Raw genomic sequence first — 26,890 nt, forward strand, 5'->3', positions numbered from 1 at the left:
GATTCCCGCCGCCCGCACCCTGATCAAGATGGAAGATACGCGCGGCTCACAACTGACCGTCAAGGTCACCGGGTTCCAGTGGCGCTGGCAGTACGACTACATCGATGACGGCGTGCGCTTCTTCAGCACGCTGAAGCGCGACAGCAACGCGGCGCGGAAGCTCAACTCCGGCATCGATCCGAAGACCGTCGACAATTACCTGCTCGACGTCGACAACCCGCTTGTGGTGCCCGTGAACACCAAGGTCCGCCTGCTCGTGACGGCGGCGGACGTCATTCATTCGTGGTGGATGCCGGCATTCGGCGTCAAGAAGGACGGCATCCCCGGCTTCATCAACGAAGCGTGGTTTCAGGCCGACACCGAAGGCACCTACCGAGGCCAGTGCGCGGAGCTCTGCGGCATGGATCACGGCTTCATGCCGACCGTGGTGCGCGTCGTGAGCCGCGCGGAATACGACAACTGGCTTAAAACGCAGCGCGCTCAGGTGAGCTCGCTCGCGCCGTAAATATTCGCTTCGCGCTCGGACGCGCGTAACGCAACAAGGAAGACTTGGGTTATGAGCAGCACTGCAATCGACACCGGCGCCCACGGCCATCACGGCGAGCACGAGCATCACGCTCCGAGCGGCATCATGCGCTGGATCACGACGACGAATCACAAGGACATCGGCACGCTGTACATGTGCTTCAGCCTGTTGATGCTGTTCATCGGCGGGGCCATGGCGCTCGTGATCCGCGCGGAGCTCTTCCAGCCCGGCCTGCAGTTCGTGAACCCGGCTTTCTTCAACTCGATGACCACCGTGCACGCGCTGATCATGGTGTTCGGCATGATCATGCCGGCGTTCGCGGGCTTCGCGAACTGGTTCATCCCGCTCATGATCGGCGCCCCGGACATGGCGCTCCCGCGCCTGAACAACTGGTCGTTCTGGCTGCTGCCGTTCGCCGGCGCGTTGCTGCTGCTGTCGTTGTTCGTCCCGGGCGGCGGCCCCGCCGGCGGCTGGACGCTGTATCCGCCGCTCGTGCTGCAGACGGGCGACGCGTTCCCGTTCGCGATGTTCGCCGTGCACCTGCTCGGCGTGTCGTCGATCCTCGCGGCGATCAACATCATCGTGACGATCATGAACATGCGCGCGCCCGGCATGACGCTGCTCAAGATGCCGATGTTCGTATGGACGTGGCTGATCACGGCGTACCTGCTGCTGCTCGCGATGCCGGTGCTCGCCGGCGGCGTCACGATGCTGATCACGGACCGGTTCTTCGGCACGAGCTTCTTCTCCGCGGCCGGCGGCGGCGACCCCGTGCTGTTCCAGCACATCTTCTGGTTCTTCGGCCACCCCGAGGTGTACATCATCATTCTGCCGGCGTTCGGCGTCATCTCGGAGGTCATTCCGACGTTCTCGCGCAAGCCGCTGTTCGGCTACGCGTCGATGGTCTACGCCACGGCGTCGATCGCGATCCTGTCGTTCATCGTCTGGGCGCACCACATGTTCACCACCGGCATGCCGGTGACCGGCCAGTTGTTCTTCATGTACGCGACCATGCTGATCTCGGTGCCGACCGGCGTAAAGGTATTCAACTGGATTGCCACGATGTGGAAAGGCGCAATGACCTTTGAAACCCCGATGCTGTTCGCGGTCGGTTTCATCTTCGTGTTTACCATCGGGGGCTTCTCCGGCCTGATTCTGGCGGTGGCGCCGATCGACATCCAGATGCAGGACACCTATTACGTGGTGGCGCATTTTCACTACGTGCTGGTGGCCGGCTCGCTGTTCGCCCTGTTCGCCGGTTTCTATTACTGGAGCCCGAAGTGGACCGGCTACATGTACAACGAGGCGCGTGGCAAGTTCCATTTCTGGGGCTCGATCATCACCTTCAACATCACCTTCTTCCCGATGCACTTCCTCGGCTTGGCCGGCATGCCACGCCGCTACGCTGACTATCCGGCGCAGTTCACCGACTTCAACATGATTGCATCGATCGGCGCCTTTGGTTTCGGCCTGATGCAGGTGTACTTCCTGTTTGCCGTAGTGCTGCCCGCGATCAAGGGAGGTCAGAAGGCACCGGACAAACCGTGGGACGGCGCGGAAGGACTGGAGTGGACCGTGCCGAGCCCGGCACCGTTCCATACCTTTGAACTCCCACCGACGGTCAAGTAAAGGAAAGGCGGGCGCAAGCCCGCCTCGGAAGGATTTATGTCTGATCCAAGGAAACGGAACAATATCAGGACCGCCTTGATTCTGGCGTCGGTTGCATTGGCATTCTTTGTCGGTATCTTTATCAAGCGGATCTGGTTGAGTTGAAATGAAACAGCAGAATCAATCCGGCCAAGCCCGCAAGCTGAACGCGCAGATGCTCGGCAAGCTGCTCGTCATTGCAGTGTTGATGTTCGGTTTTGGCTATGCATTGGTTCCGGTTTACAAGAAGATCTGCGAGATCACGGGCGTCAACATCCTTACGCAGAAAGACGTGTCGACGCAGCAAGCCGTGAATACGCAGGTTGACATGAGTCGCACCATCACGGTCGAGTTCGATGCGAATGCGCACGGCCCATGGCGGTTCCGTCCAATGGTATCCAGCCTGCAGGTGCATCCGGGCGAGATGGCGCAGGTGGTATACGAAGTTGTGAATACACAGGCGCGCAGCATTGATGCCCAAGCCATTCCAAGTTACGCACCGCAGCAAGCCGCTTCGCATTTCAAGAAGGTGGAATGCTTCTGCTTCAAACAGCAGACGCTTGGCCCAAACGAGGCGAAGCAGATGCCGGTCGTATTTTTCATTGATCCGACATTACCGAGAGACGTAAAGACGATTACCTTGTCTTATACCTTCTTTGAAGTCGGCGGGACGGGGAAAAAGGCAACATGACGCAGCGAGTAATCCGATGGATGAATTGAAAGAGACGACGCAACGCAAGGCATCTTTCGGAAAGACAATGAAGGCCGTGTTCTGGTCGTTTTTCGGGATCCGGAAAAAAAGCGACTATGAAAAGGATGCGCAACAACTCAACCCGGTGCATGTGATCATCGCCGGCCTGATTGGAGCAATTATTTTTATCGTGACGCTGCTGCTCATCGTCAAGAGCGTCGTCGGAAAGTAACTATTTAAAATCTGTATTGGGAGATGGAGATGAATGCTCATCCGCAAGGCAAGGCGCCTTATTACTTCGTACCCGGGCCGTCCAAATGGCCGGTGCTGGCAGGAGCATCCCTGCTGTTGACCATGCTCGGCGCATCGGCGTGGGTCAATGGTTACGGTTGGGGGCCGTACGCGAATATCGCCGGCATCCTGGCGCTGATCGTCGTCCTGTACAACTGGTTCGGTGATGCAATCCGTGAATCCGAAGGCGGCCTGTACAGCAATCGGATCGATGTCTCGTATCGTTGGAGCATGAGCTGGTTCATCTTCTCAGAAGTGATGTTCTTCGCCAGCTTTTTCGGCGCCCTGTTTTATGCACGCAGTGTCACCCTTCCGTGGCTGGCCGATATTGATCACAAGATCCTGTGGCCGGACTTCAACGGACAGTGGGGCAATACGCCGGGCGGCACGATTGAGCCCTTTACCAAGATGGGACCGTTCCCGATCCCGACCATCAACACGGCACTGCTGCTGAGTTCCGGCGTGACCCTGACGATTGCACATCACGCGCTACGTGCCGGTGAGCGCGGCAAGACTGCATTCTGGCTGTTTCTAACGATCGTGCTTGGTGCAACCTTCATGGGATTCCAGGCTTATGAGTACATCCATGCCTACCATGAACTGAACCTGAAGCTGACCTCCGGCATTTACGGCTCGACCTTCTTCATGCTGACCGGTTTTCACGGCTTCCACGTGACTATGGGTGCGATCATGCTGGCGGTGGTGCTGGTTCGCGTGATGAAAGGGCACTTTACGCCGGACCATCACTTTGCATTTGAGGGGGCTGCATGGTACTGGCACTTTGTTGACGTGGTATGGCTTGGTCTGTACGTTGTGGTCTATTGGCTCTGAGCTTGCGACTACAGCAATAAATGGAAAGCCGCACATCCGTGCGGCTTTTTTACTCAGGCCTTATCGAAGCCCGGTCGGCTGGATCCAGCCTAGGCTATAGGCGACCAGAATCAGGACGAACAAGGCAATCGAGAAGCCGACGCGAAATGCCAGCGCCTGCACGGTCCGATTGCTTTTACCCTTGTCGCGCATGAGGAACACGAGCGCCGAGCCGAGACTCGCGAGAATGAGTATGAAAGCAATGGCAACGATAATCTTCATGGATGCAATGTCTTTACGAGCCAGGCCGGGCGGCCTGTAATAATAGGCGGGAATGAATTCTAAAGACATTGTAATGCCAATCAGATTCCGGTTTCGCTGGATTCCGTTTATCGCGGCGATCATCGCTGCGGCCGTTGGCATTGCCTTGGGTAATTGGCAGACGCGGCGTGCGCACGAGAAGGAGGCTATCGAAGCCAGGCTGACGAAGCGCGAGTCGGCGCCGCCCGTCTCCATCGGTGGCGTTACCTTGGCGCCGGAAGAACTGGAGTATCGCAGGGTCGTGGTCAGGGGAGAGTTCGTGCCAGGCTGGACCGTCTACCTGGATAATCGCCCCTATGAAGGTATGGCCGGATTTTATGTGCTTGCGCCACTGAAGATCGCAGACACGGGGCGCTACGTGTTGGTAGCGCGTGGCTGGATCCGGCGCGATCCCCTTGATCGGGCTAAACTGCCTCCAATCAGGACGCCCGCGGGCGTGGTCGAATTGCAGGGAATCGGAGTTCGCGGCCCGGGCCATGTGCTTCAGCTCGGTGCGCCCGAATTGCTTCGACCAAGTGCGATTGTGCAGAACTTGAGCGTCGGCGAGTTTGCGCAGGCGAGCCAGCTTCCGATGCAGCCGTTCGTCATTGAGCAGTTGAGCGACACGCAGGATGGTTTGGTGCGCGACTGGCCAAGGCCTTCGCTTGGTGTGGAAAAGCATCGAGGTTACGCGTTCCAGTGGTATGCACTGGCGGCGACGGCACTGATATTTTTTGTGGTGACAGGATTCAGACGTGGAAGAGAATAAGCAGCGACATCGGGGGGGCTGGAAGCTCCTGGCGATTCTTGCGGTGTGCATCGCACCCGTAGTGGGATCGTACCTTGCCTATTACGTCATCAAGCCGCAAGGGCGCACCAATTACGGCGAGCTGATCGATCCTCGCGACTACCCGGTGCCGGCATTGGATGCGGTCATGCTGGACGGCAGGCCGGTTTCACTCGATGCGTACAGGGGCAAATGGATCATGTTGCAGGTCAGCGATGCCGAATGCAATGCCTCCTGCCAGAAAAAGCTGTATGACATGCGCCAGCTGCGCCTTGCGCAAGGGAAGGATATGGACCGCATCGAGCGAGTCTGGCTGATCACGGACGACAAGCCGCTCGAAACCATGCTCATGCGCGAGTACGATGGGACGCACTTGCTGCGCGTCAAGCCGGCCGCGCTAAAATCGTGGCTACCGGCCGAGGCCGGCACGACGTCGGCAGACCATATCTACATGATTGATCCTCTTGGGAACCTGATGATGCGGTTTCCCAAGGATGCCGATCCCAACAAGATCAAGAAAGACCTCGCGAAGCTGCTCAAGGCCTCGCGCATAGGATAGATCCGTATGCTGATACAACTTGCGATCATGGGGGTGCTGGCGGCGTGCCTGCCGCTGACGGTCGTCTGGGTTTCCAGCGACAGCAACAAGTACCGGAAGCTTGTGTGGGTGACCGCTTTCCTCACGTTTGACCTGATCATGTTCGGCGCATTCACACGCCTGACGGATTCCGGCCTGGGGTGCCCCGACTGGCCCGGCTGTTATGGCCATGCCAACCCGATCCAGGCTCATGAACATATCAGTGCAGCGCAGGCTGCAATGCCCACTGGCCCGGTGACCGCGGCGAAAGCATGGATCGAAATGATCCATCGCTATGTGGCAATGGGCGTCGGCGTGCTGATCGTGTCGACGATGCTGATTGCATGGCGCGGGTGGCTGAAGTCGAAGAGGCAGGACACGCGGTTTACCCCCTGGCTGCCGACTGGACTCCTCGGTTTTGTCTGCCTGCAAGGTGCATTCGGCGCATGGACGGTGACGATGAAATTGCAGCCGGTCATCGTAACCACGCACCTCCTGCTCGGCATGTCGTTGCTGGCGCTGCTTTCGTGGCTCGGAACGCGTCAGAACGAGCGCGCAAAGGTGTCGCCATTGGCAGCCACCCTGCGCATCCCGGCGGCGCTTGGCTTGACATTGCTGTTCGTGCAGATCGCGCTCGGTGGTTGGGTAAGCACCAATTATGCCGCCTTGGCCTGCAATGATTTCCCCCTGTGCCATGGCACGCTATTGCCGGAAATGGATTTTGCCAACGGCTTTGCGTTGTGGCGCGACCTCGGCAAGACAGCATCAGGGGAATTCCTGCCATTCTCCGCGCTGACGGCGATCCACTGGACGCACCGCGCCTTCGCCTTCGTGGTGGTCGCCTATGTGATCTGGCTGGCTTCACGGGCCATCAGGATCGAAGGTTTGCAGAAGACCGGGCGCTGGCTGCTGGCGGCAGTGCTGGTGCAGTTCATCACCGGCATGTCGACCATTTTCCTGGACTGGCCGCTTGCGCTGGCGGTCCTCCATAACGGTGGCGCGGCCTTCCTGGCGCTGATGCTCACCATGTTAAACTCCGAGGTTCGAACGACGGCACAACCCGCGCCGGATCGAACCGCAACGCGGTTGTCGGCCGCCTGAGGAACGATTGTGAATACGCTGACCGTCCATCCGAATCGCCTCGCCCAGTACTGGGCATTGACCAAGCCGCGCGTGACACAGCTTGCCGTATTTTGCGCGGTGATCGGCATGTTCCTTGCAACCCCGGATCTCCCTGACTGGCGGGTGGTTGTGGCGGGAACTATCGGCATCTGGCTCCTTGCCGGCGCCGCGTTCGCGGTCAATTGCCTGGTCGAACGTGAAATCGATGCACGCATGGCGCGCACTGCGCGCCGACCTTTGGCGCGCGGGGAGATTACAGCAACGCAAACAATTGTGTTTTCGGGCGCAATCGGCGGTATGGGCATGTGGGTGCTGTTCAATTTCGTCAACCCGCTCACCATGTGGCTGACCTTTGCGACGTTCGTGGGCTACGCTGTCATATACACCATGCTGCTCAAGCCCGCGACGCCGCAGAACATCGTCATCGGCGGGTTGTCCGGCGCGATGCCGCCGGCCCTCGGTTGGGCTGCCGTCGCCAACGACGTTCCGATGCAGGCGTGGATCCTCGTGCTGATCATTTTCGTCTGGACACCGCCGCATTTCTGGGCGCTCGCGCTCTACCGTCGCGACGACTACGCGAAATCAGGGTTGCCAATGCTGCCGGTGACGCATGGATTGCAATTTACGCAGTTCCATATCTGGCTCTACACCATCGTGCTCGTGGCCACGACCATGCTGCCTTATGCCGTGCACATGAGCGGCCTGATCTATCTCGCCAGTGCCGCGGTGCTCGGTGCAATCTTCCTCTGGTATGCGTGGCAGATCTATCGCCATTACAATGACCTCGTCGCACGCAAGACCTTTGCTTATTCCATCATCTACCTGTCGCTGCTGTTTGCCGCGCTACTGGCTGATCACTACATCAGAATCTGAATCATGCGTTTTCTAGCCGCACTTCGCTTGTTGTCCCTTGCCTTGCTTGTTTCTACGCTGTCGCTTACCGGATGCGATCGGTCCGGCGGAGGAGGGCAGGCGACGGCGCCTGCGGGAAAGAGCGCATTCAAGAACACCGACGTCACCGGCCTGGATTACGCGAAGGATTTCGCGCTGCCGGATTTCAACGGGAAGATGCGCGCGCTTGCCGATTTCAAAGGCAAGGCCGTAGTGGTGTTTTTTGGCTATACGCAATGCCCGGATGTATGCCCTACGACCATGTCCGAGATGGCGAACGTGATGCAGCAACTCGGCCCCTTGGCGGACAAGGTGCAGGTCTTGTTCATCACTGTTGATCCGGAGCGGGATACGCCGGAATTGCTCGCCAAGTATGTTCCCGCATTCGATCCGCGCTTCCTCGGACTGGTGGGAGACAAGGCGGCGACGGAAAAGGTGGCGAAGGAGTTCAGGGTGTTTTACCAGAAGGTGCCAGGCAAGGAGCCGGGCAGCTATACGATGGACCACACGGCTGGAAGCTATGTATTCGACCCGCAGGGTCGTTTGCGTCTGTTTGTCCGCCATGGACAGGGGCCGGAACCCATCGTGCACGATCTAAAACTGCTGCTGGCCGAGGGGAGCTAATCTCACGGAAATAAAAAGGTGCTCCAAAAAGAGCGCCTTTTTTATGACAACTGCGGGACTTACGCGTAGGCGACCAGCGTGCCCTTCATCTTCTTCAAGGCTGCGCTTTCGATCTGGCGGATGCGCTCGGCCGAGACGCCGAATTCGTCAGCCAGTTCATGCAGCGTGGCGCCGGAGCCGTCATCGCTGGACAGCCAGCGTGCCTCGACGATGCGGCGCGAACGCGGATCGAGCGCGCCGAGTGCTTGCTCAAGTCCTTCGGACTGCAGGCGGTCATACTGCTTCGCTTCCAGCGTCTTGGTCGGTTCGCCGGCATCCGACGCCAGATAGGCAATCGGCGCGAACTTGTCTTCGTCGTCATCGCTCGGTGCGTCCAGCGCGATGTCGCGGCCCGACATGCGCGTTTCCATCTCGATCACTTCCTCGCGCTTCACGTTGAGCGATTTCGCCAGATCGTCGACTTGCGCCGGCGTCATCGCGTCAAGGCTCTCCTTGTGGCTGCGAAGGTTGAAGAACAGCTTGCGCTGCGCCTTGGTCGTCGCGACTTTGACCAAGCGCCAGTTCTTCAGGATGTACTCATGGATTTCGGCCTTGATCCAGTGCATTGCATACGACACGAGGCGTACGCCCTGATCCGGGTCGAAACGCTTGACGGCTTTCATCAGACCGATGTTGCCTTCTTGAATCAGGTCAGCGTGCGGCAGTCCGTAGCCAAGGTAACCGCGTGCAATCGATACCACCAGGCGCAGATGCGACATCACCAGCGTTTGCGCCGCACCGAGGTCATTCTTGTCGTGCAGCCGACGGGCGAGTGAACGCTCCTCCTCATGCGTCAGCATGGGAATGCGATTGACTGCCGAAATATACGCTTCGATGTTGCCAAGGCTGCCCGAAAAACCGAGTGCCAAGGCCTGATTGCCAACAGGTACCAATGCAGACTGTGCTTTCATTCTTTCTCCTTGCCTCCTAACAGAGGCCGACCATGGAATGAACCGATCTACCTCTCACAAATATATTAGCACTCTATTGAGGTGAGTGCTAATCGGCTATTTCAACTGATCGAATCGAAAAATTCTATTGAATTTTCTGTTTCAATTGGAAATTCCTAGATTAGAGCAAGCAAAGCGCGAAAAGTTGCGAAAGCTCAAAGGAATTTTCGAGAGCTTTTGTTCGGGCGCACTAATTCAACCTGGCCAAATGCCGCCTCACTGACAGCATGGCTCCCATCAGGCCGAGAGCCGAGCTTGTTGCAAGAAGTGCAACCGAGCTAAGCAGCCCGAGGGGCGACAGGCGGAATTCCGAGGCATATAGCCTGGCAAAATCGGCAAGTGCCGTGTTGAACGGTTGGAGCGCCAGGGCCACCAGGCCAAGGGCCGCACTGCCGGCAACCAGTCCAAGAAGTGCGCCGGTGTAGTAAAACGGACGGCAGATAAAGGAATCAGTGGCACCGAACAAGCGGCATACCGTTATTTCCTCGCGTTGCGTCATGACTTGCAGCCGGATCGTGTTGAACACGACTGCGACCACGACCACACCCAGCGTGAGCGCCAGAAAGAGCAGCGCAAGGCGCAGCACTTGCATCAGCCCGGCAAGGCGCTTCACCCACGCAGAATCGATCTGCACGTACTCGACACCGGGCAATGCCTTGAGCTTCACGGCCAAACCCTCGACACGGGTCGCATCGCTTGCATCCTGCATGCCCGCAAGTTTGAGTACATAGCCGTCCGGCAGCGGATTTTCGCCCAATGCCGTAATCGCATCCGACAATCCACTCTTGTCTTGCAGCGATGACAAGGCCTTTTCGCGCGGCACGAACTCCAGCTTTCCCTTGTTTCCGGACGCCAGGACCAAGTCGCGGATCTGCGGTGCAAGTCCTGTCGCACGCTCTCGCGGCGTCTCCATGGCCATGAAAATGCTGATTTCGGGTTCGATCGCGAGCTGCTCGGAAACCGGGCGGACGTTCTCGATTACGGTCAGCCCGGCAATGGGGAGTGCAAGCGCAATACCGACCACCAGGACATTCAGCACGAAGCTCCCGGGTGTCCGCGCCAAGTGACGGAAGGCATCCGCAAGCGCCACCATGTGCAATCTCAGCCAGTTCATGCCGCACCTTCCGTTTCAGCATGGCTCGGGTCGACAAGCCGCCCGCGGTCGAGGCAGATCACGCGTTGCGCGCCGCCGAGAATGGTCTCGTCGTGCGTCGAGATCAGGCAGGTTACGCCTACGCCATGGAAGGCCTTGAGCGCGTCCATTACCTTGCCGGCACTGGCGCGATCGAGATTGGCCGTGGGTTCGTCGGCGAGGATGATCTGCGGACGATTGACGATGGCACGTGCAATCGCGACGCGCTGCTGTTCGCCTCCCGACAACGACAGCGGTTGATCGACTGCCTTGTCGAGCAGGCCGACCTTGTCGAGCGCGGCGCGCGCGCGTTTCTCCGCGTCGGCCCTCGCCGTGCCGGCAACGAGCAGGGGCAGCATCACATTCGAAAGGACGCTGCGATCATTCAGCAGGCATTGCTGCTGGAAGATCAATCCGAGCTTGCGCCGCAGGTAGGGCAGGCCGGACGCCTTTATCTTGCCGACATCCTCGCCGTTGACCGAAACCGTGCCCGCACTTGGGCGCTCGATCACGCCAATCATCTTCAGCAGTGTCGATTTCCCGGCTCCGGACGGACCGGAGAGAAACACGAGTTCGCCCTTGTCGATGGACAGCGAAATATTGGAAAGCGCCGCCGTATCGCGCGTGTACTGCTTGGAGACGTTGCGGAATTCGATCATGTCAGCTCAGGAGTGCATCGACGAATTCCTCAGCGTTGAATGGCTGCAGGTCCTCGATCTTTTCGCCCACCCCGATGAAGTACACCGGCACCGGGCGCGTCTTGGCGATGGCAGCCAGTACGCCACCCTTGGCCGTGCCGTCGAGCTTGGTAATGACCAGGCCGGTCAGCTGCAGCGCATCGTCGAAGGCCTTGACCTGCGCTAGCGCGTTCTGGCCCGTGTTGCCATCGATGACCAGCAGGACCTCGTGCGGTGCGCCCGCCAGGCCCTTGGCAATCACGCGCTTGACCTTCTTGAGCTCCTCCATCAGGTGCAACTGGGTCGGCAGGCGGCCGGCGGTATCGATCATTACGACGTTCACGTCGCGCGCTTTGGCCGACTGCACGGCATCGAAGGCGACGGCCGCGGGGTCGCCGGACTCCTGCGCGATCACCGTCACGTTATTGCGCTCGCCCCAGATCGCCAGCTGCTCGCGCGCCGCCGCGCGGAAGGTATCGCCCGCGGCCAGCAAGACAGACTGCTGGTGCGCCTGCAGGTGTTTTGCCAGCTTGCCGATGGTTGTCGTCTTCCCGGCGCCGTTGACTCCGGCAATCATCATCACCAGCGGCTGGTGGCGACCAAGCACGAAGGGCTTCTGGAGCGGCGTTAACATGTCGATCAACAGGGTGCGCAGCGCGGTCTTGACTTGTTCGGCTTCCGTCAGCTTCTCGGTCTTGACCTTTTTCTTCAGCGCATCGAGGATGAATTGGGTCGCTTCCACGCCTGCGTCCGACACAAGCAGTGCCGATTCGAGCTCTTCATACAACTCGTCGTCGATCCTCGCTCCTACGAATAGCGTCGTCAGGTTCGAGGAGGTCTTTGAGAGGCCTGCCTTCAGGCGCTGCATCCAGGAACGCTTCTGCTCAGGAGGAGGCGGCGGAGGTGGAACGATCTCGCCTTCCGGCTCGGCTGCGGCTTCAGGTTCGGCAACAGGAGGCTCGGCAATGGGCGGCTCGACAGGCACAGTGCTTGCTGCGGGTTCGACCGGAGCGGCGGGGTGAACGGGAACGGAGGGTGATTCTTTCCTGAACAGGTTCAGCCATGACGACTTTTGTTCGACAGGTACGGGCGATTCCTGCGCGGGCGCAGCAGGTGTCGCCGGCGGCTCCTGGCCTTCGGGCTGCGTCGCGACCTCTTGCGGAGGAGCAGGCGTATCTTTTGGTTTTTTCTTGAAGAAACTAAACATGGGGGAGCTGTGCGGAAAGGCGGTTCAGGGCGCTTGAGCGCCGCAGAAAGAAGATACAATCGGAACCTTGTCTTGCAAGACGTTCAATGCAAACACATGCAAATGCGTCCCGGCACCTAACAAGCACCCTATTTTATCAGAGCAGAGATTATGAAATTCCGGATCGCTGTATTGCTGTCGACATGGCTGCTGGGCTTCCTGCCCACTGCCGCCCATGCCGAACTGGCAAAGGAATACATGTTGAAGAACGGCATGAAGGTCATCGTCAAGGAAGACCACCGTGCGCCGACCGTGGTCCATATGGTCTGGTACAAGACCGGAGCGATGGACGAAACGAATGGCACCACCGGCGTTGCCCATGCGCTGGAGCATATGATGTTCAAGGGCACCAGGACCGTCGGGCCGGGGGAATTCAGCAAGCGTGTCGCCGCCCTGGGCGGGCGCGAGAACGCATTCACCAGCAAGGACTACACCGCTTATTTCCAGCAGGTCGAAAAATCGAAACTGGAAAAGGTGATGGCACTGGAATCCGATCGCATGGCCAACCTGGTTTTCGACAAGAGTGAATTCTCCAAGGAAATCCGTGTCGTGATGGAAGAACGCCGCTGGCGCACCGAGGACCAACCGATCCCGCTGGTCTATGAGGCGTTGAATGCGGCGTCGTTCGAGGCGCATCCCTACCACCACCCCGTTGCCGGCTGGATGAGCGACCTGCAAAGCATGACAGTGAAGGACGTCAAGGCGTGGTATGAGCACTGGTATGCGCCCAACAATGCCGTCATGGTGGTGGCGGGTGATGTCGATCCCAAGCAGGTGTACGCGCTCGCTGAAAAGTATTACGGCAGGATTAAACGCAAGGACCTGCCTGTCAGAAAGCCGCAGACGGAGCCGGAGCAGCACGGCATCCGACGCGTTACCGTCAGGGCACCGGCTGAAAATCCGTATGTCGTGCTGGCCTTCAAGGCACCTCGCTTGGAGAATGTTGAAAGGGACGAGGAGTCCCATGCACTCGATGTGCTGGCAGCCATTCTTGACGGCTACGACAATGCACGCCTGAATGCGAAATTGGTGCGCACGGACAAGGTCGCCAATTCGGTCGGTGCAGGCTACGAGAATGTCGGCCGTGGTCCGGAGCTGTTCCTTCTCGACGGCACGCCAGCGAAGGGAACAACGACCGAGCAGCTTGAAAAGCTGCTTCGCGGTGAGGTGGAACGCATCGCGAAAGAAGGTGTGTCCGAAGACGAACTCAAGCGTGTCAAAGCCCAGCTGATTGCCGGCCAGATCTACAAGCGCGACTCGGTTTTCGGCCAGGCGATGGAGATCGGCACGATGGAAATGTCAGGCCTGTCGTATACGCAGATTGATCGCATCATCGAGAAGCTGAAGGCTGTCACCGCCGACCAGGTGCAAGCGGTGGCGAAGAAATACTTCGGCGACAACAGCTTGACTGTGGCCACCCTCGTGCCCTTGCCCTTGTCCGAAAAGAAACCGTCCGCGCCGCCCAAGGGATTGCGCCACTAATCGAAACGACCATGATGAAGCGAATTCTTTTTGTCTTTGCAGTGGCATTCACCTGCCTTGCGCCGGCGCATGCCGCCTTGCATATCCAGTCGTGGACCTTGGTCGATGGAGCAAAGGTCCTGTTCGTTGAAAACCATTCGATTCCCGTGCTCGATATCAGTGTCGAGTTCGATGCCGGTGCGCGCCGCGACCCACAGGGCAAGTCCGGGTTGGCGGCACTGACAAACGCGATGCTGGCGCGCGGCGTGCATGAGGCCACTGCGCCCATGGCCGAGCCGGCAATGACCGAGGCGCAGATTTCCGATGCGTTTGCGGATATCGCCGCGCAACGCGGTGGCGGCGCCGGCACCGACCGCGCCGGCGCGACCTTGCGCACCCTGGCAAGCAGCGCGGAGCGCGATGCAGCAGTTTCCCTACTGGCTCGCATCCTCGCGCAGCCGAGCTTCCCGGAGAATTTCCTCGAACGCGACAAGGCGCGCATGATCGCATCGATCAAGGAAGATGAAACCAAGCCGGAATCGATAGCGAGCAAGGCGTTCTGGAAGCTGATGTACGGGACGCATCCGTATGGAGACCATGAAACAGTCGAATCCGTCGGATCGATCACACGCAACGACCTGGTTGCCTTCCACGGCGCGCACTATGTCGCCAACCGTGCAGTGATCGCGATCATCGGCGACGTTACGCGCGCCGAAGCCGACAAGCTCGCACAGCAGTTGACCTTGCGTCTTCCGCAGGGCGCGCCGTTGCCTCCAATGCAGCAGGTAGAAATCGCGCCCGCCAGGGAAGACTGGATTCCCCATCCCGCCTCGCAGGCGCACATCTTCACCGGTATGCCTGCGATTGCGCGCGGCGACTCGGATTATTTTCCGCTCATGGTAGGCAACTACACGCTGGGAGGAGGCGGTTTCGTATCGCGCCTGACGCGCGAAGTGCGTGAAAAGCGCGGCTTGTCCTACAGCGTGTACAGCTACTTCAATCCGCTAGCGCAACCAGGTCCGTTTGAAGCCGGTCTGCAGACGCAGAAGGAACAGACGGACGAGGCGCTCAAGGTGGTGCGAGACACGATTGCCGCCTTCCTGCGTGACGGCCCCACGCCGCAGGAATTGCAGGCTGCCAAGGACAACCTGATTGGCGGCTTCGCCCTGCGCATCGACAACAACAGGAAAATCCTCGACAACATCGCGGCGATCGGCTTCTACAACCTTCCGCTCGACTATCTCGATACCTGGACTTCGAAGGTCGCCAAGGTGACGATTCCGGACATCAAGGCCGCCTTCCATCGCAAGATCGCGCTCGACAGAATGTCCACGGTGGTGGTCGGCAAGGCGAAGTGATCCATGCAGAAAAGCCGTTCATCAAGATCTGCTCCCTCAGCACGACCGGGACGCCCGGCACGCCAGGTCCGGATCATCGGCGGGCAGTGGAAACGCACGCCGTTGCCCGTGCTGGATGCGGAAGGCTTGCGCCCCACGCCTGACCGCGTTCGGGAAACCGTCTTCAACTGGCTCAACCATCTGCTCGACGGCGCATGGGGGAACGTCAATTGCCTGGACCTGTTTGCGGGTACGGGCGCACTCGGCTTCGAAGCAGCCAGCAGGGGCGCCGCGCGGGTTGTCCTGGTGGAAGACAACGCGGGCGCTGTGCGGCAACTGGAATCGAACAGGGATAAACTCGATGCCACGCAGGTGCGCATCATGCGCGGAGATGCTTTGTCGGTGGCAACGCGGCTGGCGGCAAGCGCTGGTGAAAACGGCCTGCGCTTCCAGGTGATCTTTCTCGACCCGCCATATCATCGCGACTGGCTGGCAAGAATCCTGCCCTTGTGTGCGCGGCTGCTGGCCCCCGGTGGCCTGGTCTATGCCGAAGCTGAAATGCCGCTCGATCCCGAGGAGCAGCATGGATGGATGGACGGATGGGAAGTGATTCGGACCGACAAGGCCGGGATGGTGTTCTATCATCTGTTGCAGCGCAAAATTTGAGGCATAATGCGCCTTCCGGCATTTGTTCATCACTGGTCAGGGAGCCACGATGGTCACAGCAGTTTACCCAGGAACGTTCGATCCGCTCACGCGTGGTCATGAAGATTTGGTGCGGCGCGCATCGGGCTTGTTCGACAAGCTGGTCGTTGGCGTAGCGGACAGCAAGGCAAAGAAGCCATTCTTTTCGCTGGAAGAGCGTTTGCTGATTGCCAACGAAGTACTCGGGCATTACCCGAATGTTCAAGTGGAAAGCTTTTCCGGCCTCCTGAAGGATTTTGTGCGCGCACATGATGCGCGGGTGATCGTACGGGGCCTTCGCGCCGTGTCCGACTTCGAATACGAGTTCCAGATGGCTGGCATGAACCGCTATCTTCTGCCTGACGTCGAAACCCTGTTCCTTACACCATCCGATCAATACCAGTTCATTTCCGGTACCATAGTCCGCGAGATTGCATTGCTGGGTGGCGATGTTTCCAAATTTGTATTTCCTTCGGTTGAAAAATGGCTGAAGGAAAAAATTGCCGCAGGCGGACAGTAAGAACGCACGATTGCGGGTTCAAGTAGCAGAGGTTGTCATGGCTTTAATGATTACGGACGATTGCATCAATTGCGACGTATGCGAGCCGGAGTGCCCGAACGACGCCATTTCGATGGGGCCGGAGATTTACGAGATCGACCCCAACAGGTGCACGGAATGCGTCGGCCATTACAAGGAGCCGCAGTGCCAGCAGGTGTGTCCGGTCAGTTGCATTCCGTTTAATCCCGCATGGCGTGAAACGAAGGAAGAGCTGCAGGCCAAATACGAGCGTCTGCAAGAGGCGGCCGAAAAGGCGTAATTAGCTGTCAACAACGACACGGTTGCGTCCGCCGTTCTTTGCCTGATACAGCGCCTGGTCGGCACGCGCCAGAAACTTCTGCAAGGTTTTTTCTATCGACGCCTCGTCCCTCGCGTTTTCGAGTGACGCGACGCCGATCGAGACGGTGACGGGGATCTGCTCGCCGCTGCCCAGTATCATCGGCTGTTCTCCCACGCTCCTCCTGATGCGCTCCGCAACATTCATGGCATCATCCGCCTGCGCATCGATCAGCAGCACCACGAATTCCTCCCCGCCGAAACGGCCGAGCGCATCGGAAAGGCGCAATTCCGCCTTGATGCGTCCGGCGACATCGCGCAGCACTTCGTCACCGGCTTGATGACCAATCCTGTCATTGATCTGTTTGAAGTGATCAATGTCGATATACATGCACGACAGAGGATAACCATGCCGCTGGCTGCGCCCGATTTCTTCGAGCAGGCGCCGTTCCACATAGCGCCGGTTGTTTATGCCGGTGAGCGGGTCAGTCAGGCCGATATGCTTCAGTCGCTCGGTGTTGATGACATTTTCGAGGCAGATCGCGACGATGGATGCCAAGTGCGCGAGAAAATCGCTGCTCATGTGCGGCGCGAAACGCGCGGGATCGTTGCTGCCGAGGCCGAGGCAGCCAATCAGCGCTTCGCGCCGGATCAGGGGCACGATGGCGACGCTGGCCGGCGGCGACAGCGGCTCCGGGAAGACGAGGCCATGCAGTTGTTCCGAATAGCTACCAAGGAACGGGTCGTCCAGTTGGGCAGACAGCTCGCCGAACTCGCTCTCGTCGTGCATGAAAAGCAGCTGCGGCAGCTTGGACAGGTGGACATTGAGTTCGACCAGGATGCGCCGGATAGCATAGTCGGGATCCAGCAGCGCGAGTGTCACCACGTCCAGGCCGGATGAGCCGGCGAATGCGTGGAAGATCGTGTCAATCAGTTCGAGGAAGCTGTCGGCGCCGATGAGCTGGAGGTCAATCTCCTGGTGGCGTTGCAGGATCTGCTGATTCTGCTGCGCCTGGTGGAGCAGTTGCGACAGTTGCTTGCGCAGGTGCAGATTCTCCGTTATCAGATCGTGCGACATCGGCCGGTGCTCCTCATGCGGTCATCGGCGTATCGCGGATAACCTCGCAGTGGCGCCCTGCAGTCGAGCTTCAGCGGGGCGAAAGTTGGACAAATACTACCGCGCGTACCCCCTGCCTGCAATCCCGGAAGAAACGGGCTACTCAGTCGAATGCGAGGCTGACTTCGACATTCTGTCCGATGCGCAGCACCTGGTCCCCGCCTTCGAGCAGGATAGTATTCATGCCGAAGGTGATGCCGCCGTCGACCCTCGGGTCGACGCGATAGGTGCGCAGGATATCTAGCGGGTCGGGACCGAATTCGCCAGTGGACGGATCGATCGACGGAATCGGGCAGCGCGGGCAGGGCTTCACCGGCTTCAGCACGGCACTGCCGACCCGGAATGCTGCCGCGTGATCTTCATCGAATGCTTCAATTCCGCCGATCACAATACTTGGGCGAAAGCGATTCATCGGCAGCGCGGCGCGCCCTTGCGCTTTCAGCTTGTCGTTCAGATCAACGAGTGATGCCTCGGAAATGACCAGCATCGGAAAGCCATCGGAAAACAGCGTCGGCGCGTCGACGCCACCGGTCCATTTAGTGCTTGCGAAGCGTTTTGTATTGGCATGAAAACGCACTAGCCGGCAAGGCTTGCCGAGGAAGTTGGAGAACCACGCGGCAGTCGTCTCGTCGCAGTCATAAGCCGTCACGACGTCGTCCCAGACCTTCACCTCGATGGTTTTCTCATCCTCCGGATCGGGGAGCCCGAGCGGAATCTCGATGCGCAGCATGCCGGGCGCGCGCAGTTCCAACGTTTCGGTCTTGATGCGCGGCGTAATCAGCGCCATCCTCGGATGCTCGCGCTGCGTCATGAACGCGCCGTTCGCATCGACCACCATCCATTCCCGATCGTAGATGTGTTCGGTCATCAGGCCGGCCGCAGTCAGGGTTGCTTCGCGCAAGGCGATGCCTGCGCAGGACTTGATCGGATACAGGTACAGTTCGGTAAGGATGGGCATGCTGGAGCGTGTGATAGATCAGACGTTGAACAGGAAATTCAGCACATCGCCATCCTTGACGACGTATTCTTTGCCTTCTGCGCGCATCTTGCCCGCTTCCTTCGCACCTTGTTCGCCCTTGTAAGTGATGAAGTCTTCGTAGGAGATGGTCTGCGCGCGGATGAAGCCACGTTCGAAATCGGTGTGGATCACGCCCGCTGCCTGCGGCGCGGTGTCGCCGACATGGATGGTCCAGGCACGCACTTCCTTCACGCCGGCAGTGAAATAGGTCTGCAGTCCGAGCAGCTTGAACGCAGCACGGATCAGGCGATCCAGGCCCGGCTCTTCCATGCCGAGGTCGGCCAGGAAGGCGCCCTTGTCTTCCTCGTCCAGGTCGGCGATCTCTGCTTCGATCGCCGCGCAGATGGCTACCATCGGTGCATTCTGTTCCGTCGCGTAGGCGGCGAGCTGGTCGAGCAGCGGGTTGTTGGTGAAGCCGTTTTCCGCCACGTTGCCCACATACATGGCAGGCTTCGCGGTGATGAGGCAGAGCGACTTGATCAGCGCCATCTCTTCCGCGTCAAGGCCCATTGCGCGCACCGGCTTGGCGTCGTTCAGCTGTGGCAGGATGCGTTCGAGCAGATTGACCAGCTTGATGGCTTCCTTGTCACCTGCCTTGGCTTTCTTGCCCTCGCGCTGGATGGCTTTTTCGACCGTGCCCATGTCGGCCAGCGCCAGTTCGGTCTGGATCACGGCTATGTCGTCGAGCGGGCTCACCTTGCCGGCGACGTGCACCACGTTCGGATCTTCGAAGCAGCGCACCACGTTGACAATCGCATCCGTCTCGCGGATATGCGCGAGGAACTGGTTGCCCAGGCCTTCACCCTTGGATGCGCCAGCAACCAGGCCGGCGATGTCGACGAATTCCACGACAGCCGGCAGGACGCGTTCCGGCTTCACGATTTCGGCGAGCGCCTTCAGCCGGGGGTCGGGAACTTCGACGATACCGACGTTCGGCTCGATGGTACAGAACGGATAATTTTCCGCAGCGATGCCAGCCTTGGTCAGCGCATTGAACAGGGTGGATTTGCCGACGTTAGGCAGGCCGACGATGCCGCATTTGAGACTCATGATATGTACTTCGGGAAGTGTTTGAATTAACCCGCTATTTTACCGTACCGCGGGGTCAGGTCAGAGCGCTTGCACCCGGTCCAGGTCCGGACAGGCGATAAATTCAGCCAGCTCGTCGCGCAGCCGCTCCCCTTCGTCGATGGCGAGTTTCCAGTTGAGGATGCGGAAAGCATGGTTCTGGCCGTAATACAGGAAATCCTTGCGGTCTGGAAGCTTGCTGCGCGACAAGGTCTGCAGGAACGCCTGCGTCGGAGCAACGACCACCACGTTGGCCAGCCAGTCGCTGTTGCGGCCGAAATTGGCGCGCCGCCATGGCAAGGATTTGTCGAGCCAGCCGGGGATGATCTGTTCGCTGAAATGCGGATAAAGAACGAGCCCGCCTTCCGGATTGCCGGCAACCCGGGAATAGGGCAGGGCAAGGTGGTAATCAATCAGGCCGCCGTCCCAGTAGGTGCCCTCGGGGGCCTTGGGAATGCCGCGCACTGGTTCCATGATGAAGGGCAGCGTGCCTGATGCCAGCAGCGCGCGGCCGAGGTTGTCCGGTGTGAGTGGCGCAAATTGCGTGTCGAAGGCATCGAACTTTGCCTTCAGCCAGAAGGCGGGGTCGCGTTCGTCGCTGATCAGGACGCGCGCAAGATGGTTGGCCAGCTGCGAGCGCGAAACAAGGTTGGCGGCTACGGCGAGGCCGAAGCCGGCGGTGACCGAAATGTTCAGACGCGGCGCCTTGAGGAAATGCCTGCCGCGCGAGGCGAGGATGTGCAGGCGATAGTGCGGATGGCTCGTGATTTCTCGTTCCCGGCCGCCGATGAATTCGTCAAGAAAACGTTCGCAGGTTTCCGTCACAAAGTGCGGAGTCGGCTTGTTCGGGTAGGACTGTGCGCAGTACAGGTCGCCGAGCAGCGCGAATGCATTGACCGGGTCAGCCTGGCACGCTGCAGCCATCCGCCAGGCACCGATCGACGCGCCGATGAGAGTCCGTTCGCGCGGCGCCGACGGCAACCAGCTTCCAAACAGCCACTGATCCATCTTCTGAAAAATCAGGCCCTTGGGCCCGCCCGCGGCCGCAGGCACAATTGCAATGTCACGCGCTCGCAGACCGTGCTCGCGGAGATGCGCGAGGGCCTTTGGGCCGGCATGGATCGACAGCGCGTGCTTCGTCATTTTGCGGTGGAATGCAGCTTCATCATGGCTGCTTCGAACTTTCCTTCGCAAAGCATGGGAATGACGTCCAGGCTCTTTTCGAGGGCACCGTTGATCAGCTCCTGTTCTTCCTTGCGTGGACGGTGCAGGACAAAATCGACGACCTGCTGCTGCAGGTTCATGTTGCGTGGATGGCCGATGCCGATACGCAGGCGCCAGTAGTCCTGCGTGCCGAGGGCGGCGGTGATGTCTTTCAAGCCATTGTGCCCACCGGACGAGCCGCCTTTCTTGATCTTTGCCGCGCCTGGAGGAAGGTCGAGTTCATCATGCGCAACGAGGATTTCATCCGCCGCGATCTTGTAAAAACGCGCGAGCGCGCCTACTGACTGACCTGAGCGGTTCATGTAGGTTTGCGGTTCAAGCAGCCACACTTCCTGGCCGGCGATCACGGTTTTGCCGGCGAGGGCGTTAAAACGCGCTTCGCGCCGGAGCAGGCTGCCGGCGAGGTTGTCGACCAGCCAAAAGCCCGCGTTGTGGCGCGTTTGTTCGTATTCAGGGCCTGGATTGCCGAGGCCGACGATGAGGCGAATGGGCATGGATTTGCATGTCCTGTAGCGATGGTCCGGGAAAATGTATCCCAGCGAAAAGCATTGATTATCACGGATGTCGCGCTGCGTCGTCCAATCCGGAGGAAATGCTTACAAAAACAAAAACCCCGCCACAGGGGGCGGGGCTTGGTTCTGTGGCATGACTGCCAAGTCAGATTACTTCTTCTCGGCCTCGCCGGCTGCGCCTTCTGCTTCACCTTCGGCGGAAACCTGGCCAGCCGGGATGCTTGCGATAACGATGGTCGGATTCTCGCCGTGCGCAACGGCGGTGATGCCCTTGGGCAGTTGGAGTTCGCCCAGGTGCAGCGATGCGCCGGCTTCGATCTTGGAGAGGTCGACTTCGACGAATTCCGGCAGATCGCCCGGCAGGCAGGAAATGTCCAGTTCGTTCATCACATGGCTGATGACTGCGCCGCTCAGCTTCACAGCCGGCGAAACTTCAGCGTTCACGAAGTGCAGCGGCACTTTCACGTGGATCTTCTGGTTCGGATCAACGCGCTGGAAATCGGCGTGCAGCACGATCTGCTTGTATGCGTGCATCTGCACGTCGCGCAGCAGAACCTTCTCGACCTTGCCTTCGATTTCCATGTCGAGAATCGACGAATGGAAGGCTTCCTTCTTCAGCGCGTGGAACAGCGCGTTGTGGTCCAGTGCGATGGTGACGGGCGCAGCGTTGCCGCCGTAGATGATGGCCGGTGTCTGGCCCGCGTTGCGCAGGCGGCGGCTCGCTCCGGACCCCTGCTCATTGCGTGGGAATGCGACTACTTTCATTTTTTAGCTCCAAAGTATGCAAGGCGCAGCCTTGCGTTGTATCCCCCGCGACCAGGGGATCTGAAAACCCGCTCCTCGTTGAGCAGCGGGGAAATCTTAATCGACGAACAGCGAGCTGACGGAATCGCCCTTGGTGATGCGCTTGAAGGTTTCTGCGAGGAGGCCAGCAGCGGTCAGCTGGCGGATCTTCGGGCAGGCCTTGGCAGCGGCTGTGAGCGGAATGGTGTCGGTGACGACAAGCTGGTCCAGCGGCGAGGTAGTGATGCGTTCGATGGCCGGGCCCGACAGGACGGGGTGCGTACAGTAGGCAACCACCTTCTTCGCGCCGCGCTCTTTCAGAACTTCGGCTGCCTTCGTCAGCGTACCGGCGGTATCGACCATGTCGTCCATGATCACGCAGTTACGGCCTTCGACTTCACCGATGATGTGCATGACTTCCGACACGTTGGCTTTCGGGCGGCGTTTGTCGATGATCGCGAGGTCGCAATTCATGCGCTTGGCGAGTGCGCGGGCGCGCACTACGCCGCCGACGTCCGGGGAGACGACGAGCAGGTCGTCGAAATTCTTTTCCACCAGGTCGCCCAGCAGGATCGGGGATGCATAGATGTTGTCGACCGGGATGTCGAAGAAGCCCTGGATCTGGTCGGCGTGGAGATCCATGATCAGCACGCGGCCGACGCCGGCGTTCTGCAGCATGTTGGCAACGACCTTGGCCGAAATCGCCACGCGTGCGGAGCGCGGACGGCGATCCTGGCGGGCATAGCCGAAATACGGGATGGCAGCGGTGATACGGCCGGCGGAAGCGCGCTTGAGCGCATCGACCATTAACATGATTTCCATCAGGTTGTCATTGGTTGGCGCGCAGGTGGATTGCAGTACGAATACATCCTTGCCGCGGACGTTTTCGTTGATTTCCACCATCACTTCTCCGTCGGAGAATTTGGAGACGACAGCCTTGCCGAGCGGGATACCGAGCTGCTTGACGACACCGGCGGCCAGGTCCGGATTTGCGTTGCCGGTAAAGACCATCAGGTTTTCAAGCGCCATGACACACCTAAAGCAAACGGGTTTAAAAGGATGAAAAGCCGCCAAAACTTGACTTGTCGTCTTGCGTTGGCGGCTTATCGTTTTTTTTCAATGTATTTAATGGCAGGGGAACAAGGATTCGAACCTTGGAATGCCGGAATCAAAATCCGGTGCCTTAACCAGCTTGGCGATTCCCCTACACAACCGGTTGTCTGCCGTCGCAATGCATGCAACGTCAAACGAATTCTTGAGCTACGACTTCAGCAAATGCGAGAGCGGATGCCGCTCGATCGCCTTGGCTTTCCACGCTTCCCAGTGCGGTGATCCAGCGCCGCGCAGTTCTTGCAGCACTTCGTTCGCTTGCTGTTCATGCTGAAACGCACAAAACACACAAGCTCCCGATCCGGTCATCCGCGCGTCCCCGTACTGCCCGAGCCATTTGATGGCCTCTGCAACGGGAGGAAACAGCTTGGTCGCTACGATTTGCAGGTCGTTTTTCCCGAAACAGTTGGGTGCTCCGGAAAAGTCCAATATTCTGACTGGTTTCGTGTTTCTTGTCAAATCCGGATCGGAAAAAATTGCAGCCGTGGGCACCGACACACCAGGTTCGATGACCACGAACCAGCAATCCGGAGTGGTCACCGGCACCAGTGCTTCGCCGATACCTTCGGCAAACGCATTTCTGCCAAAAATGAAAAACGGAACGTCAGCCCCCAATTGTAGCCCAAGCTTCATCAGCTCGCTGCGAGTGAGACCGGTTTGCCAGAGGTGGTTCAGCGCGATCAGAGTGGTTGCTGCGTCGGAAGAGCCGCCGCCGAGTCCGCCGCCCATCGGCAACCGCTTGTCGATGCGGATGCTGGCACCGAATTGCTCCGCCTGCGAGTTTTTTGACGCTGCCTTGAGCAGCTTCGCCGCGCGCACCACGAGGTCGGATTCTTCCGGTACGCCAGCAATATCGGTGACGCGCCGGATTACGCCATCGTCGCGCGCTTCGAAATGCAGCACGTCGCCGTGGTCGAGCAGCTGGAATACGGTCTGCAGCAGATGGTAACCGTCGGGGCGGCGGCCGGTGACATGCAGGAAGAGATTGAGCTTGGCCGGAGCAGGGCAGTTGTTCAGTGAGCTTGCCATGAATCGATAACGATGCGGATGGAGACGTCGCCGGCCTGTTCGGTGTAGCGTGAGAGGTCGATGCGCTTGGGGCGGTTCTGCGAGCCTGACGTGTTGTCTTCCTGCCAGTTGTCATAGCGGATGTGCCAGCCGTCCCTTGTTGTTACTTCCGATGTTTGCGGCGTCGCGACAAAGCGCTGTCCTTGCGCATTCACGGCAAAACCCTGCAGCCAGTCGCGCAGGCCGGCGACCGGGAGGGGCCAGCCGAGGGTTTGCACCGTCAGCGCGTCGACATCGGATGCCTGGCGTGTCGCTTGTCCGCCCTGTCGCAAGCTTGCGCCATCGGGTGTTACGTCGATGATGGCGATGGTTTGTCCGAGCGGGGACAGCAATGTCACGGAGGTCTGCGTCAGTGTCTGTGCCCACAAGAAGGAGCCGTGCAGCGCTTCTTCGTTGCGCGGGCCCTGGTAGTGCACGGAAAGGCGTCCAGTGAAATCGATTGCGGCGTAGTAAGCATGTTTCACGTCCGCCGGTACGACGACCGCTCCCTCGCGGGATACTGTCGCCGGTTGGACACTAGCGCATCCGGCAAACAGCAGCGGCAGCGCCGCGATGACCAGCGCAGAGCGGGCAGCGCGAACGTTCATAGATTCACATTCAGTCGTGCCAGGGTGTTCCTGAGGGTGTCGTTCTGCGGATCCTTGGTCTGCGCGTCGCGCCACAGCTTTTGTGCGTCAGCTTTCTGTCCCTTCACCCACAGGACTTCTCCCAGGTGTGCGGCGATTTCGACGTCGGGCCGCAACTGGTAGGCCTGGCGCAGGATGTCTTCCGCTTCCTTTAGCTTGCCGAGCCTGAATTGTACCCAGCCCATGCTGTCCATGATGAAGGGGTCATCCGGCGCCAGCTTCAGCGCCTTTTCAATCAGGGTGTACGCTTCATCGAGGCGGATGTTGCGTTCCGCCAGCGAATAGCCGAGGGCGTTGTACGCATGCTGGTTGTTCGGCGCGAGTTCCATGATCTTGCGCAGCGTGGTTTCCATCAGGTCCCACTGTGAACTTTTTTCCGCTGCCATCGCGTAGTCGTACAGCAGGTCGGTGTCTTCGGGGAAGCGCTTCAGGCCATCCTTGAGGACATCCATTGATTCCTGCGCATGGTTTGCGTCGCGCAGGAGCTGGCTCTCGGCCAGGATAAGCTGCGATTGTTCGCGTTCGCCGTTCGCACTGGTTTCATGCAGCACTCTGCGCGCGCCAGCCAGGTCGCCGCGCCTGGCGATCACTTGCGCGCGCTTGACTTGCGCACCAAGGTAGGCTTCGCCCGGTTCGACCTGTGAAAGCCACTTGAGCGCGGCGTCAGTATCGTTCCGTTCTTCCGCGATCTGCGCGAGCACGAGCAGGGCCTGGTTTGGATCGCGCTCATCGTCCGGCTTCGCCTCGAGTACGTTCAGATAGGTGGTCAGGTATTTTTCCGCGGCCTTCAGATCCTTGGTCTGCATGTTCAGCACGCCGAGTGCGTACAGCGAAGTGAGGTCGTCCGGCTGATTCTTGAGCAGCGTTTCAAATTCGCGGCGCGCCTTGCCGTACTGCTTTTCTTCCACCAGCATGCGCGCATAGGCCATGCGTACGTCGCGTGCTTTGGGATACCTGGACAGGAAGTTCGAAAGCAGGCTGGCGGATTCCGCCTTGTCCTGGGTGACCTGCGCGAGGGCGAGAATCGCGAGTTCCGAATCGGGCTTCTCCTTCAAGGCGGATTGCGCTTCTTGCCGCGCACGTTCGGCATCGCCCCTGGCAAATGCGCCTTGCGCCAGCGCGAGATGCGCCTCCGGAAGATCGAGATACGGTGCGAGCACTTCCTCCAGCAGCGTGAACGCCGCTGCCTTGTCCTTGGCGCGCGCGAGCAGGCGCTGCATCTGGAATGCCAGCAGACCACGCGTCTGGGGGCGGGCTTCCTTCATGCGTTCTTCGAGGATCGGCTTCGCTTCGGCGAGGTTGTCGCTGAGGATCACGAAGCTCAGGTAGTATTGTGTCGCTTCGTCGGAATGGGGAGCCAGTTCGCGCCAGAGACGCACTGCACTCAGCGATTCATCGGCCTGCTTGGCGGACAGCGCGATTTCGGCGGCGCGGCGCGCAACACGCGGGTCGCCTGTCTGATGTGCAACGCCCATGAGCGTCACATACGCTGTCTGCCAATCGCCGCGCTGGAATGCGATCTCGGAGCTGAGCAGCTTGAAAAGCAGCTCTTCGGATAGTTCGACTTCCGGAAGCGGATCTTCCGCCTTCGGCTCGCTGGCGACGGTGACTGTCTTGCGGGCCGCTGCTTGTTTGTTGGACGAAAGTCCTTTCTGGACTGCCGGCACGGCCGACTGTTCGGTGAGCGGCGGAAGGGAGGCTGGCGTCCATGTCGCGCATGCAGACAACATGATCGAC

At 59.4% G+C, this 26,890-nt stretch carries 31 protein-coding genes and 1 tRNA gene; 16 read left to right on the forward strand and 16 right to left on the reverse strand.

Going from position 1 to position 26,890, the window contains the following annotated elements; translation table 11 throughout:
• The 6 genes from coxB to VJ698_RS20935 all read left to right on the forward strand — a co-directional run.
• The coding region (coxB, locus tag VJ698_RS20910; RefSeq protein ID WP_324104748.1) for a cytochrome c oxidase subunit II at positions 1 to 505 on the forward strand (505 nt) is incomplete at its 5' end.
• Between the two features lie 51 nt (positions 506 to 556).
• Complete coding sequence (ctaD, locus tag VJ698_RS20915; protein ID WP_324104749.1) at positions 557 to 2,155, forward strand: cytochrome c oxidase subunit I; 1,599 nt, start codon at positions 557 to 559, stop codon at positions 2,153 to 2,155.
• Between the two features lie 36 nt (positions 2,156 to 2,191).
• Complete coding sequence (locus tag VJ698_RS20920) at positions 2,192 to 2,299, forward strand: cytochrome oxidase small assembly protein (RefSeq protein WP_324104750.1); 108 nt, start codon at positions 2,192 to 2,194, stop codon at positions 2,297 to 2,299.
• Between the two features lies 1 nt (position 2,300).
• Positions 2,301 to 2,864: a cytochrome c oxidase assembly protein gene (locus VJ698_RS20925; protein WP_324104751.1), complete on the forward strand. Its 564-nt coding sequence runs from the start codon at positions 2,301 to 2,303 to the stop codon at positions 2,862 to 2,864.
• Between the two features lie 16 nt (positions 2,865 to 2,880).
• The gene (locus VJ698_RS20930; RefSeq protein WP_324104752.1) at positions 2,881 to 3,096 is read left to right on the forward strand and encodes a DUF2970 domain-containing protein; all 216 of its coding nucleotides are present in this window, start codon (positions 2,881 to 2,883) and stop codon (positions 3,094 to 3,096) included.
• 29 nt (positions 3,097 to 3,125) lie between these two features.
• Entirely contained in the window at positions 3,126 to 3,986 is an 861-nt protein-coding gene (locus tag VJ698_RS20935; RefSeq protein ID WP_414691200.1) for a cytochrome c oxidase subunit 3, read from the forward strand.
• A 60-nt stretch (positions 3,987 to 4,046) separates the two neighbouring features.
• Here VJ698_RS20935 and VJ698_RS20940 read toward each other — a convergent pair whose 3' ends face one another.
• Positions 4,047 to 4,247, reverse strand: a complete 201-nt coding sequence (locus VJ698_RS20940; protein ID WP_324104754.1) for a twin transmembrane helix small protein — start codon at positions 4,245 to 4,247, stop codon at positions 4,047 to 4,049.
• 73 nt (positions 4,248 to 4,320) lie between these two features.
• Here VJ698_RS20940 and VJ698_RS20945 point away from each other — a divergent pair, with 73 nt between their 5' ends.
• The 5 genes from VJ698_RS20945 to VJ698_RS20965 are packed head-to-tail and all read left to right on the forward strand — an operon-like array spanning position 4,321 to position 8,266.
• Entirely contained in the window at positions 4,321 to 5,034 is a 714-nt protein-coding gene (locus VJ698_RS20945) for an SURF1 family protein (protein WP_324104755.1), read from the forward strand.
• Positions 5,021 to 5,611 carry a cytochrome C oxidase subunit I gene (locus VJ698_RS20950; RefSeq protein WP_324104756.1) on the forward strand — a complete coding sequence of 197 codons (591 nt, stop codon included), beginning with the start codon at positions 5,021 to 5,023 and terminating at the stop codon, positions 5,609 to 5,611. Before VJ698_RS20945 ends, VJ698_RS20950 begins: the two co-directional genes overlap by 14 nt.
• A 6-nt stretch (positions 5,612 to 5,617) precedes the next feature.
• The gene (locus tag VJ698_RS20955; protein WP_324104757.1) at positions 5,618 to 6,730 is read left to right on the forward strand and encodes a COX15/CtaA family protein; all 1,113 of its coding nucleotides are present in this window, start codon (positions 5,618 to 5,620) and stop codon (positions 6,728 to 6,730) included.
• Positions 6,731 to 6,739: 9 nt separating this feature from the next.
• Positions 6,740 to 7,624, forward strand: coding sequence for a heme o synthase (cyoE, locus tag VJ698_RS20960; protein WP_324104758.1), 885 nt, complete (start codon positions 6,740 to 6,742; stop codon positions 7,622 to 7,624).
• A 3-nt stretch (positions 7,625 to 7,627) separates the two neighbouring features.
• A complete protein-coding gene (locus tag VJ698_RS20965) occupies positions 7,628 to 8,266 on the forward strand; it encodes an SCO family protein (RefSeq protein ID WP_324104759.1) in 639 nt (212 codons plus the stop codon).
• Positions 8,267 to 8,325: 59 nt separating this feature from the next.
• Here the strand turns inward: VJ698_RS20965 and rpoH are convergent, their stop codons facing one another.
• From rpoH to ftsY, 4 genes are all read right to left on the reverse strand, one after another.
• Positions 8,326 to 9,216 carry an RNA polymerase sigma factor RpoH gene (rpoH, locus tag VJ698_RS20970; RefSeq protein ID WP_324104760.1) on the reverse strand — a complete coding sequence of 297 codons (891 nt, stop codon included), beginning with the start codon at positions 9,214 to 9,216 and terminating at the stop codon, positions 8,326 to 8,328.
• A 229-nt stretch (positions 9,217 to 9,445) separates the two neighbouring features.
• On the reverse strand, positions 9,446 to 10,369 hold the full coding sequence (locus tag VJ698_RS20975; protein ID WP_324104761.1) for a cell division protein FtsX: 924 nt from the start codon (positions 10,367 to 10,369) through the stop codon (positions 9,446 to 9,448).
• Entirely contained in the window at positions 10,366 to 11,046 is a 681-nt protein-coding gene (locus tag VJ698_RS20980) for a cell division ATP-binding protein FtsE (protein WP_324104762.1), read from the reverse strand. Before VJ698_RS20980 ends, VJ698_RS20975 begins: the two co-directional genes overlap by 4 nt.
• 1 nt (position 11,047) lies before the next feature.
• Entirely contained in the window at positions 11,048 to 12,271 is a 1,224-nt protein-coding gene (gene ftsY, locus VJ698_RS20985) for a signal recognition particle-docking protein FtsY (RefSeq protein WP_324104763.1), read from the reverse strand.
• Positions 12,272 to 12,421: 150 nt separating this feature from the next.
• Here ftsY and VJ698_RS20990 point away from each other — a divergent pair, with 150 nt between their 5' ends.
• Genes VJ698_RS20990 through VJ698_RS21010 form a run of 5 tightly spaced genes read left to right on the forward strand, consistent with a single transcriptional unit; the run spans position 12,422 to position 16,610 of the window.
• Positions 12,422 to 13,792 carry a pitrilysin family protein gene (locus VJ698_RS20990; protein ID WP_324104764.1) on the forward strand — a complete coding sequence of 457 codons (1,371 nt, stop codon included), beginning with the start codon at positions 12,422 to 12,424 and terminating at the stop codon, positions 13,790 to 13,792.
• Between the two features lie 14 nt (positions 13,793 to 13,806).
• The gene (locus VJ698_RS20995; protein WP_324104936.1) at positions 13,807 to 15,129 is read left to right on the forward strand and encodes a pitrilysin family protein; all 1,323 of its coding nucleotides are present in this window, start codon (positions 13,807 to 13,809) and stop codon (positions 15,127 to 15,129) included.
• Positions 15,130 to 15,132: 3 nt separating this feature from the next.
• Complete coding sequence (gene rsmD / locus VJ698_RS21000) at positions 15,133 to 15,774, forward strand: 16S rRNA (guanine(966)-N(2))-methyltransferase RsmD (protein ID WP_324104765.1); 642 nt, start codon at positions 15,133 to 15,135, stop codon at positions 15,772 to 15,774.
• A gap of 49 nt (positions 15,775 to 15,823) precedes the next feature.
• Positions 15,824 to 16,312 (forward strand): pantetheine-phosphate adenylyltransferase, encoded by a 489-nt coding sequence (gene coaD, locus VJ698_RS21005; protein WP_324104766.1) that lies wholly within the window; start codon positions 15,824 to 15,826, stop codon positions 16,310 to 16,312.
• Positions 16,313 to 16,349: 37 nt separating this feature from the next.
• Positions 16,350 to 16,610 (forward strand): YfhL family 4Fe-4S dicluster ferredoxin, encoded by a 261-nt coding sequence (locus VJ698_RS21010; RefSeq protein ID WP_324104767.1) that lies wholly within the window; start codon positions 16,350 to 16,352, stop codon positions 16,608 to 16,610.
• On the opposite strand, the gene VJ698_RS21015 is transcribed toward VJ698_RS21010, so the two are convergent.
• The 11 genes from VJ698_RS21015 to VJ698_RS21065 all read right to left on the reverse strand — a co-directional run bounded on the left by VJ698_RS21015 (position 16,611) and on the right by VJ698_RS21065 (position 26,883).
• Positions 16,611 to 17,705: a GGDEF domain-containing protein gene (locus VJ698_RS21015; RefSeq protein WP_324104768.1), complete on the reverse strand. Its 1,095-nt coding sequence runs from the start codon at positions 17,703 to 17,705 to the stop codon at positions 16,611 to 16,613.
• A 142-nt stretch (positions 17,706 to 17,847) separates the two neighbouring features.
• Positions 17,848 to 18,702 (reverse strand): MOSC domain-containing protein, encoded by an 855-nt coding sequence (locus VJ698_RS21020; protein WP_324104769.1) that lies wholly within the window; start codon positions 18,700 to 18,702, stop codon positions 17,848 to 17,850.
• A gap of 18 nt (positions 18,703 to 18,720) precedes the next feature.
• Positions 18,721 to 19,812, reverse strand: coding sequence for a redox-regulated ATPase YchF (ychF, locus tag VJ698_RS21025; protein ID WP_324104770.1), 1,092 nt, complete (start codon positions 19,810 to 19,812; stop codon positions 18,721 to 18,723).
• A gap of 60 nt (positions 19,813 to 19,872) precedes the next feature.
• Complete coding sequence (locus VJ698_RS21030) at positions 19,873 to 20,973, reverse strand: patatin-like phospholipase family protein (RefSeq protein WP_324104771.1); 1,101 nt, start codon at positions 20,971 to 20,973, stop codon at positions 19,873 to 19,875.
• Positions 20,970 to 21,548: an aminoacyl-tRNA hydrolase gene (pth, locus tag VJ698_RS21035; protein WP_324104772.1), complete on the reverse strand. Its 579-nt coding sequence runs from the start codon at positions 21,546 to 21,548 to the stop codon at positions 20,970 to 20,972. The genes VJ698_RS21030 and pth overlap by 4 nt, the downstream gene beginning before the upstream one ends.
• A 168-nt stretch (positions 21,549 to 21,716) precedes the next feature.
• Positions 21,717 to 22,331 carry a 50S ribosomal protein L25/general stress protein Ctc gene (locus tag VJ698_RS21040; protein ID WP_324104773.1) on the reverse strand — a complete coding sequence of 205 codons (615 nt, stop codon included), beginning with the start codon at positions 22,329 to 22,331 and terminating at the stop codon, positions 21,717 to 21,719.
• Between the two features lie 96 nt (positions 22,332 to 22,427).
• A complete protein-coding gene (locus VJ698_RS21045; protein ID WP_324104774.1) occupies positions 22,428 to 23,378 on the reverse strand; it encodes a ribose-phosphate pyrophosphokinase in 951 nt (316 codons plus the stop codon).
• A gap of 100 nt (positions 23,379 to 23,478) precedes the next feature.
• Positions 23,479 to 23,555, reverse strand: a tRNA-Gln gene (locus VJ698_RS21050).
• Between the two features lie 54 nt (positions 23,556 to 23,609).
• Entirely contained in the window at positions 23,610 to 24,488 is an 879-nt protein-coding gene (gene ispE / locus VJ698_RS21055; protein WP_324104775.1) for a 4-(cytidine 5'-diphospho)-2-C-methyl-D-erythritol kinase, read from the reverse strand.
• Complete coding sequence (gene lolB / locus VJ698_RS21060; RefSeq protein ID WP_324104776.1) at positions 24,473 to 25,114, reverse strand: lipoprotein insertase outer membrane protein LolB; 642 nt, start codon at positions 25,112 to 25,114, stop codon at positions 24,473 to 24,475. Before lolB ends, ispE begins: the two co-directional genes overlap by 16 nt.
• Positions 25,111 to 26,883, reverse strand: a complete 1,773-nt coding sequence (locus VJ698_RS21065) for a tetratricopeptide repeat protein (protein WP_324104777.1) — start codon at positions 26,881 to 26,883, stop codon at positions 25,111 to 25,113. The genes lolB and VJ698_RS21065 overlap by 4 nt, the downstream gene beginning before the upstream one ends.
• Positions 26,884 to 26,890 lie beyond the last annotated feature (7 nt).

Source organism: Noviherbaspirillum sp., assembly GCF_035254685.1.
In the GTDB taxonomy this organism is placed as follows: Bacteria; Pseudomonadota; Gammaproteobacteria; order Burkholderiales; family Burkholderiaceae_D; genus Noviherbaspirillum.

Coding starts and splice junctions, on each gene's coding strand:
- rpoH (WP_324104760.1), bottom strand. CDS start 9,216: ATGAAAGCACAGTCTGCATTGGTACCTGTTGGCAATCAGGCCTTGGCA.
- VJ698_RS21010 (WP_324104767.1), top strand. CDS start 16,350: ATGGCTTTAATGATTACGGACGATTGCATCAATTGCGACGTATGCGAG.
- VJ698_RS21015 (WP_324104768.1), bottom strand. CDS start 17,705: ATGTCGCACGATCTGATAACGGAGAATCTGCACCTGCGCAAGCAACTG.
- VJ698_RS20920 (WP_324104750.1), top strand. CDS start 2,192: ATGTCTGATCCAAGGAAACGGAACAATATCAGGACCGCCTTGATTCTG.
- VJ698_RS20990 (WP_324104764.1), top strand. CDS start 12,422: ATGAAATTCCGGATCGCTGTATTGCTGTCGACATGGCTGCTGGGCTTC.
- pth (WP_324104772.1), bottom strand. CDS start 21,548: ATGCCCATTCGCCTCATCGTCGGCCTCGGCAATCCAGGCCCTGAATAC.
- VJ698_RS20955 (WP_324104757.1), top strand. CDS start 5,618: ATGCTGATACAACTTGCGATCATGGGGGTGCTGGCGGCGTGCCTGCCG.
- rsmD (WP_324104765.1), top strand. CDS start 15,133: ATGCAGAAAAGCCGTTCATCAAGATCTGCTCCCTCAGCACGACCGGGA.
- coaD (WP_324104766.1), top strand. CDS start 15,824: ATGGTCACAGCAGTTTACCCAGGAACGTTCGATCCGCTCACGCGTGGT.
- VJ698_RS20995 (WP_324104936.1), top strand. CDS start 13,807: ATGAAGCGAATTCTTTTTGTCTTTGCAGTGGCATTCACCTGCCTTGCG.
- VJ698_RS20980 (WP_324104762.1), bottom strand. CDS start 11,046: ATGATCGAATTCCGCAACGTCTCCAAGCAGTACACGCGCGATACGGCG.
- VJ698_RS21040 (WP_324104773.1), bottom strand. CDS start 22,331: ATGAAAGTAGTCGCATTCCCACGCAATGAGCAGGGGTCCGGAGCGAGC.
- VJ698_RS20935 (WP_414691200.1), top strand. CDS start 3,126: ATGAATGCTCATCCGCAAGGCAAGGCGCCTTATTACTTCGTACCCGGG.
- VJ698_RS20925 (WP_324104751.1), top strand. CDS start 2,301: ATGAAACAGCAGAATCAATCCGGCCAAGCCCGCAAGCTGAACGCGCAG.
- VJ698_RS21065 (WP_324104777.1), bottom strand. CDS start 26,883: ATGTTGTCTGCATGCGCGACATGGACGCCAGCCTCCCTTCCGCCGCTC.
- VJ698_RS21045 (WP_324104774.1), bottom strand. CDS start 23,378: ATGGCGCTTGAAAACCTGATGGTCTTTACCGGCAACGCAAATCCGGAC.
- VJ698_RS20975 (WP_324104761.1), bottom strand. CDS start 10,369: ATGAACTGGCTGAGATTGCACATGGTGGCGCTTGCGGATGCCTTCCGT.
- ftsY (WP_324104763.1), bottom strand. CDS start 12,271: ATGTTTAGTTTCTTCAAGAAAAAACCAAAAGATACGCCTGCTCCTCCG.
- VJ698_RS21030 (WP_324104771.1), bottom strand. CDS start 20,973: ATGACGAAGCACGCGCTGTCGATCCATGCCGGCCCAAAGGCCCTCGCG.
- ctaD (WP_324104749.1), top strand. CDS start 557: ATGAGCAGCACTGCAATCGACACCGGCGCCCACGGCCATCACGGCGAG.
- VJ698_RS20940 (WP_324104754.1), bottom strand. CDS start 4,247: ATGAAGATTATCGTTGCCATTGCTTTCATACTCATTCTCGCGAGTCTC.
- VJ698_RS20930 (WP_324104752.1), top strand. CDS start 2,881: ATGGATGAATTGAAAGAGACGACGCAACGCAAGGCATCTTTCGGAAAG.
- VJ698_RS20965 (WP_324104759.1), top strand. CDS start 7,628: ATGCGTTTTCTAGCCGCACTTCGCTTGTTGTCCCTTGCCTTGCTTGTT.
- lolB (WP_324104776.1), bottom strand. CDS start 25,114: ATGAACGTTCGCGCTGCCCGCTCTGCGCTGGTCATCGCGGCGCTGCCG.
- VJ698_RS21020 (WP_324104769.1), bottom strand. CDS start 18,702: ATGCCCATCCTTACCGAACTGTACCTGTATCCGATCAAGTCCTGCGCA.
- ychF (WP_324104770.1), bottom strand. CDS start 19,812: ATGAGTCTCAAATGCGGCATCGTCGGCCTGCCTAACGTCGGCAAATCC.
- VJ698_RS20945 (WP_324104755.1), top strand. CDS start 4,321: ATGCCAATCAGATTCCGGTTTCGCTGGATTCCGTTTATCGCGGCGATC.
- ispE (WP_324104775.1), bottom strand. CDS start 24,488: ATGGCAAGCTCACTGAACAACTGCCCTGCTCCGGCCAAGCTCAATCTC.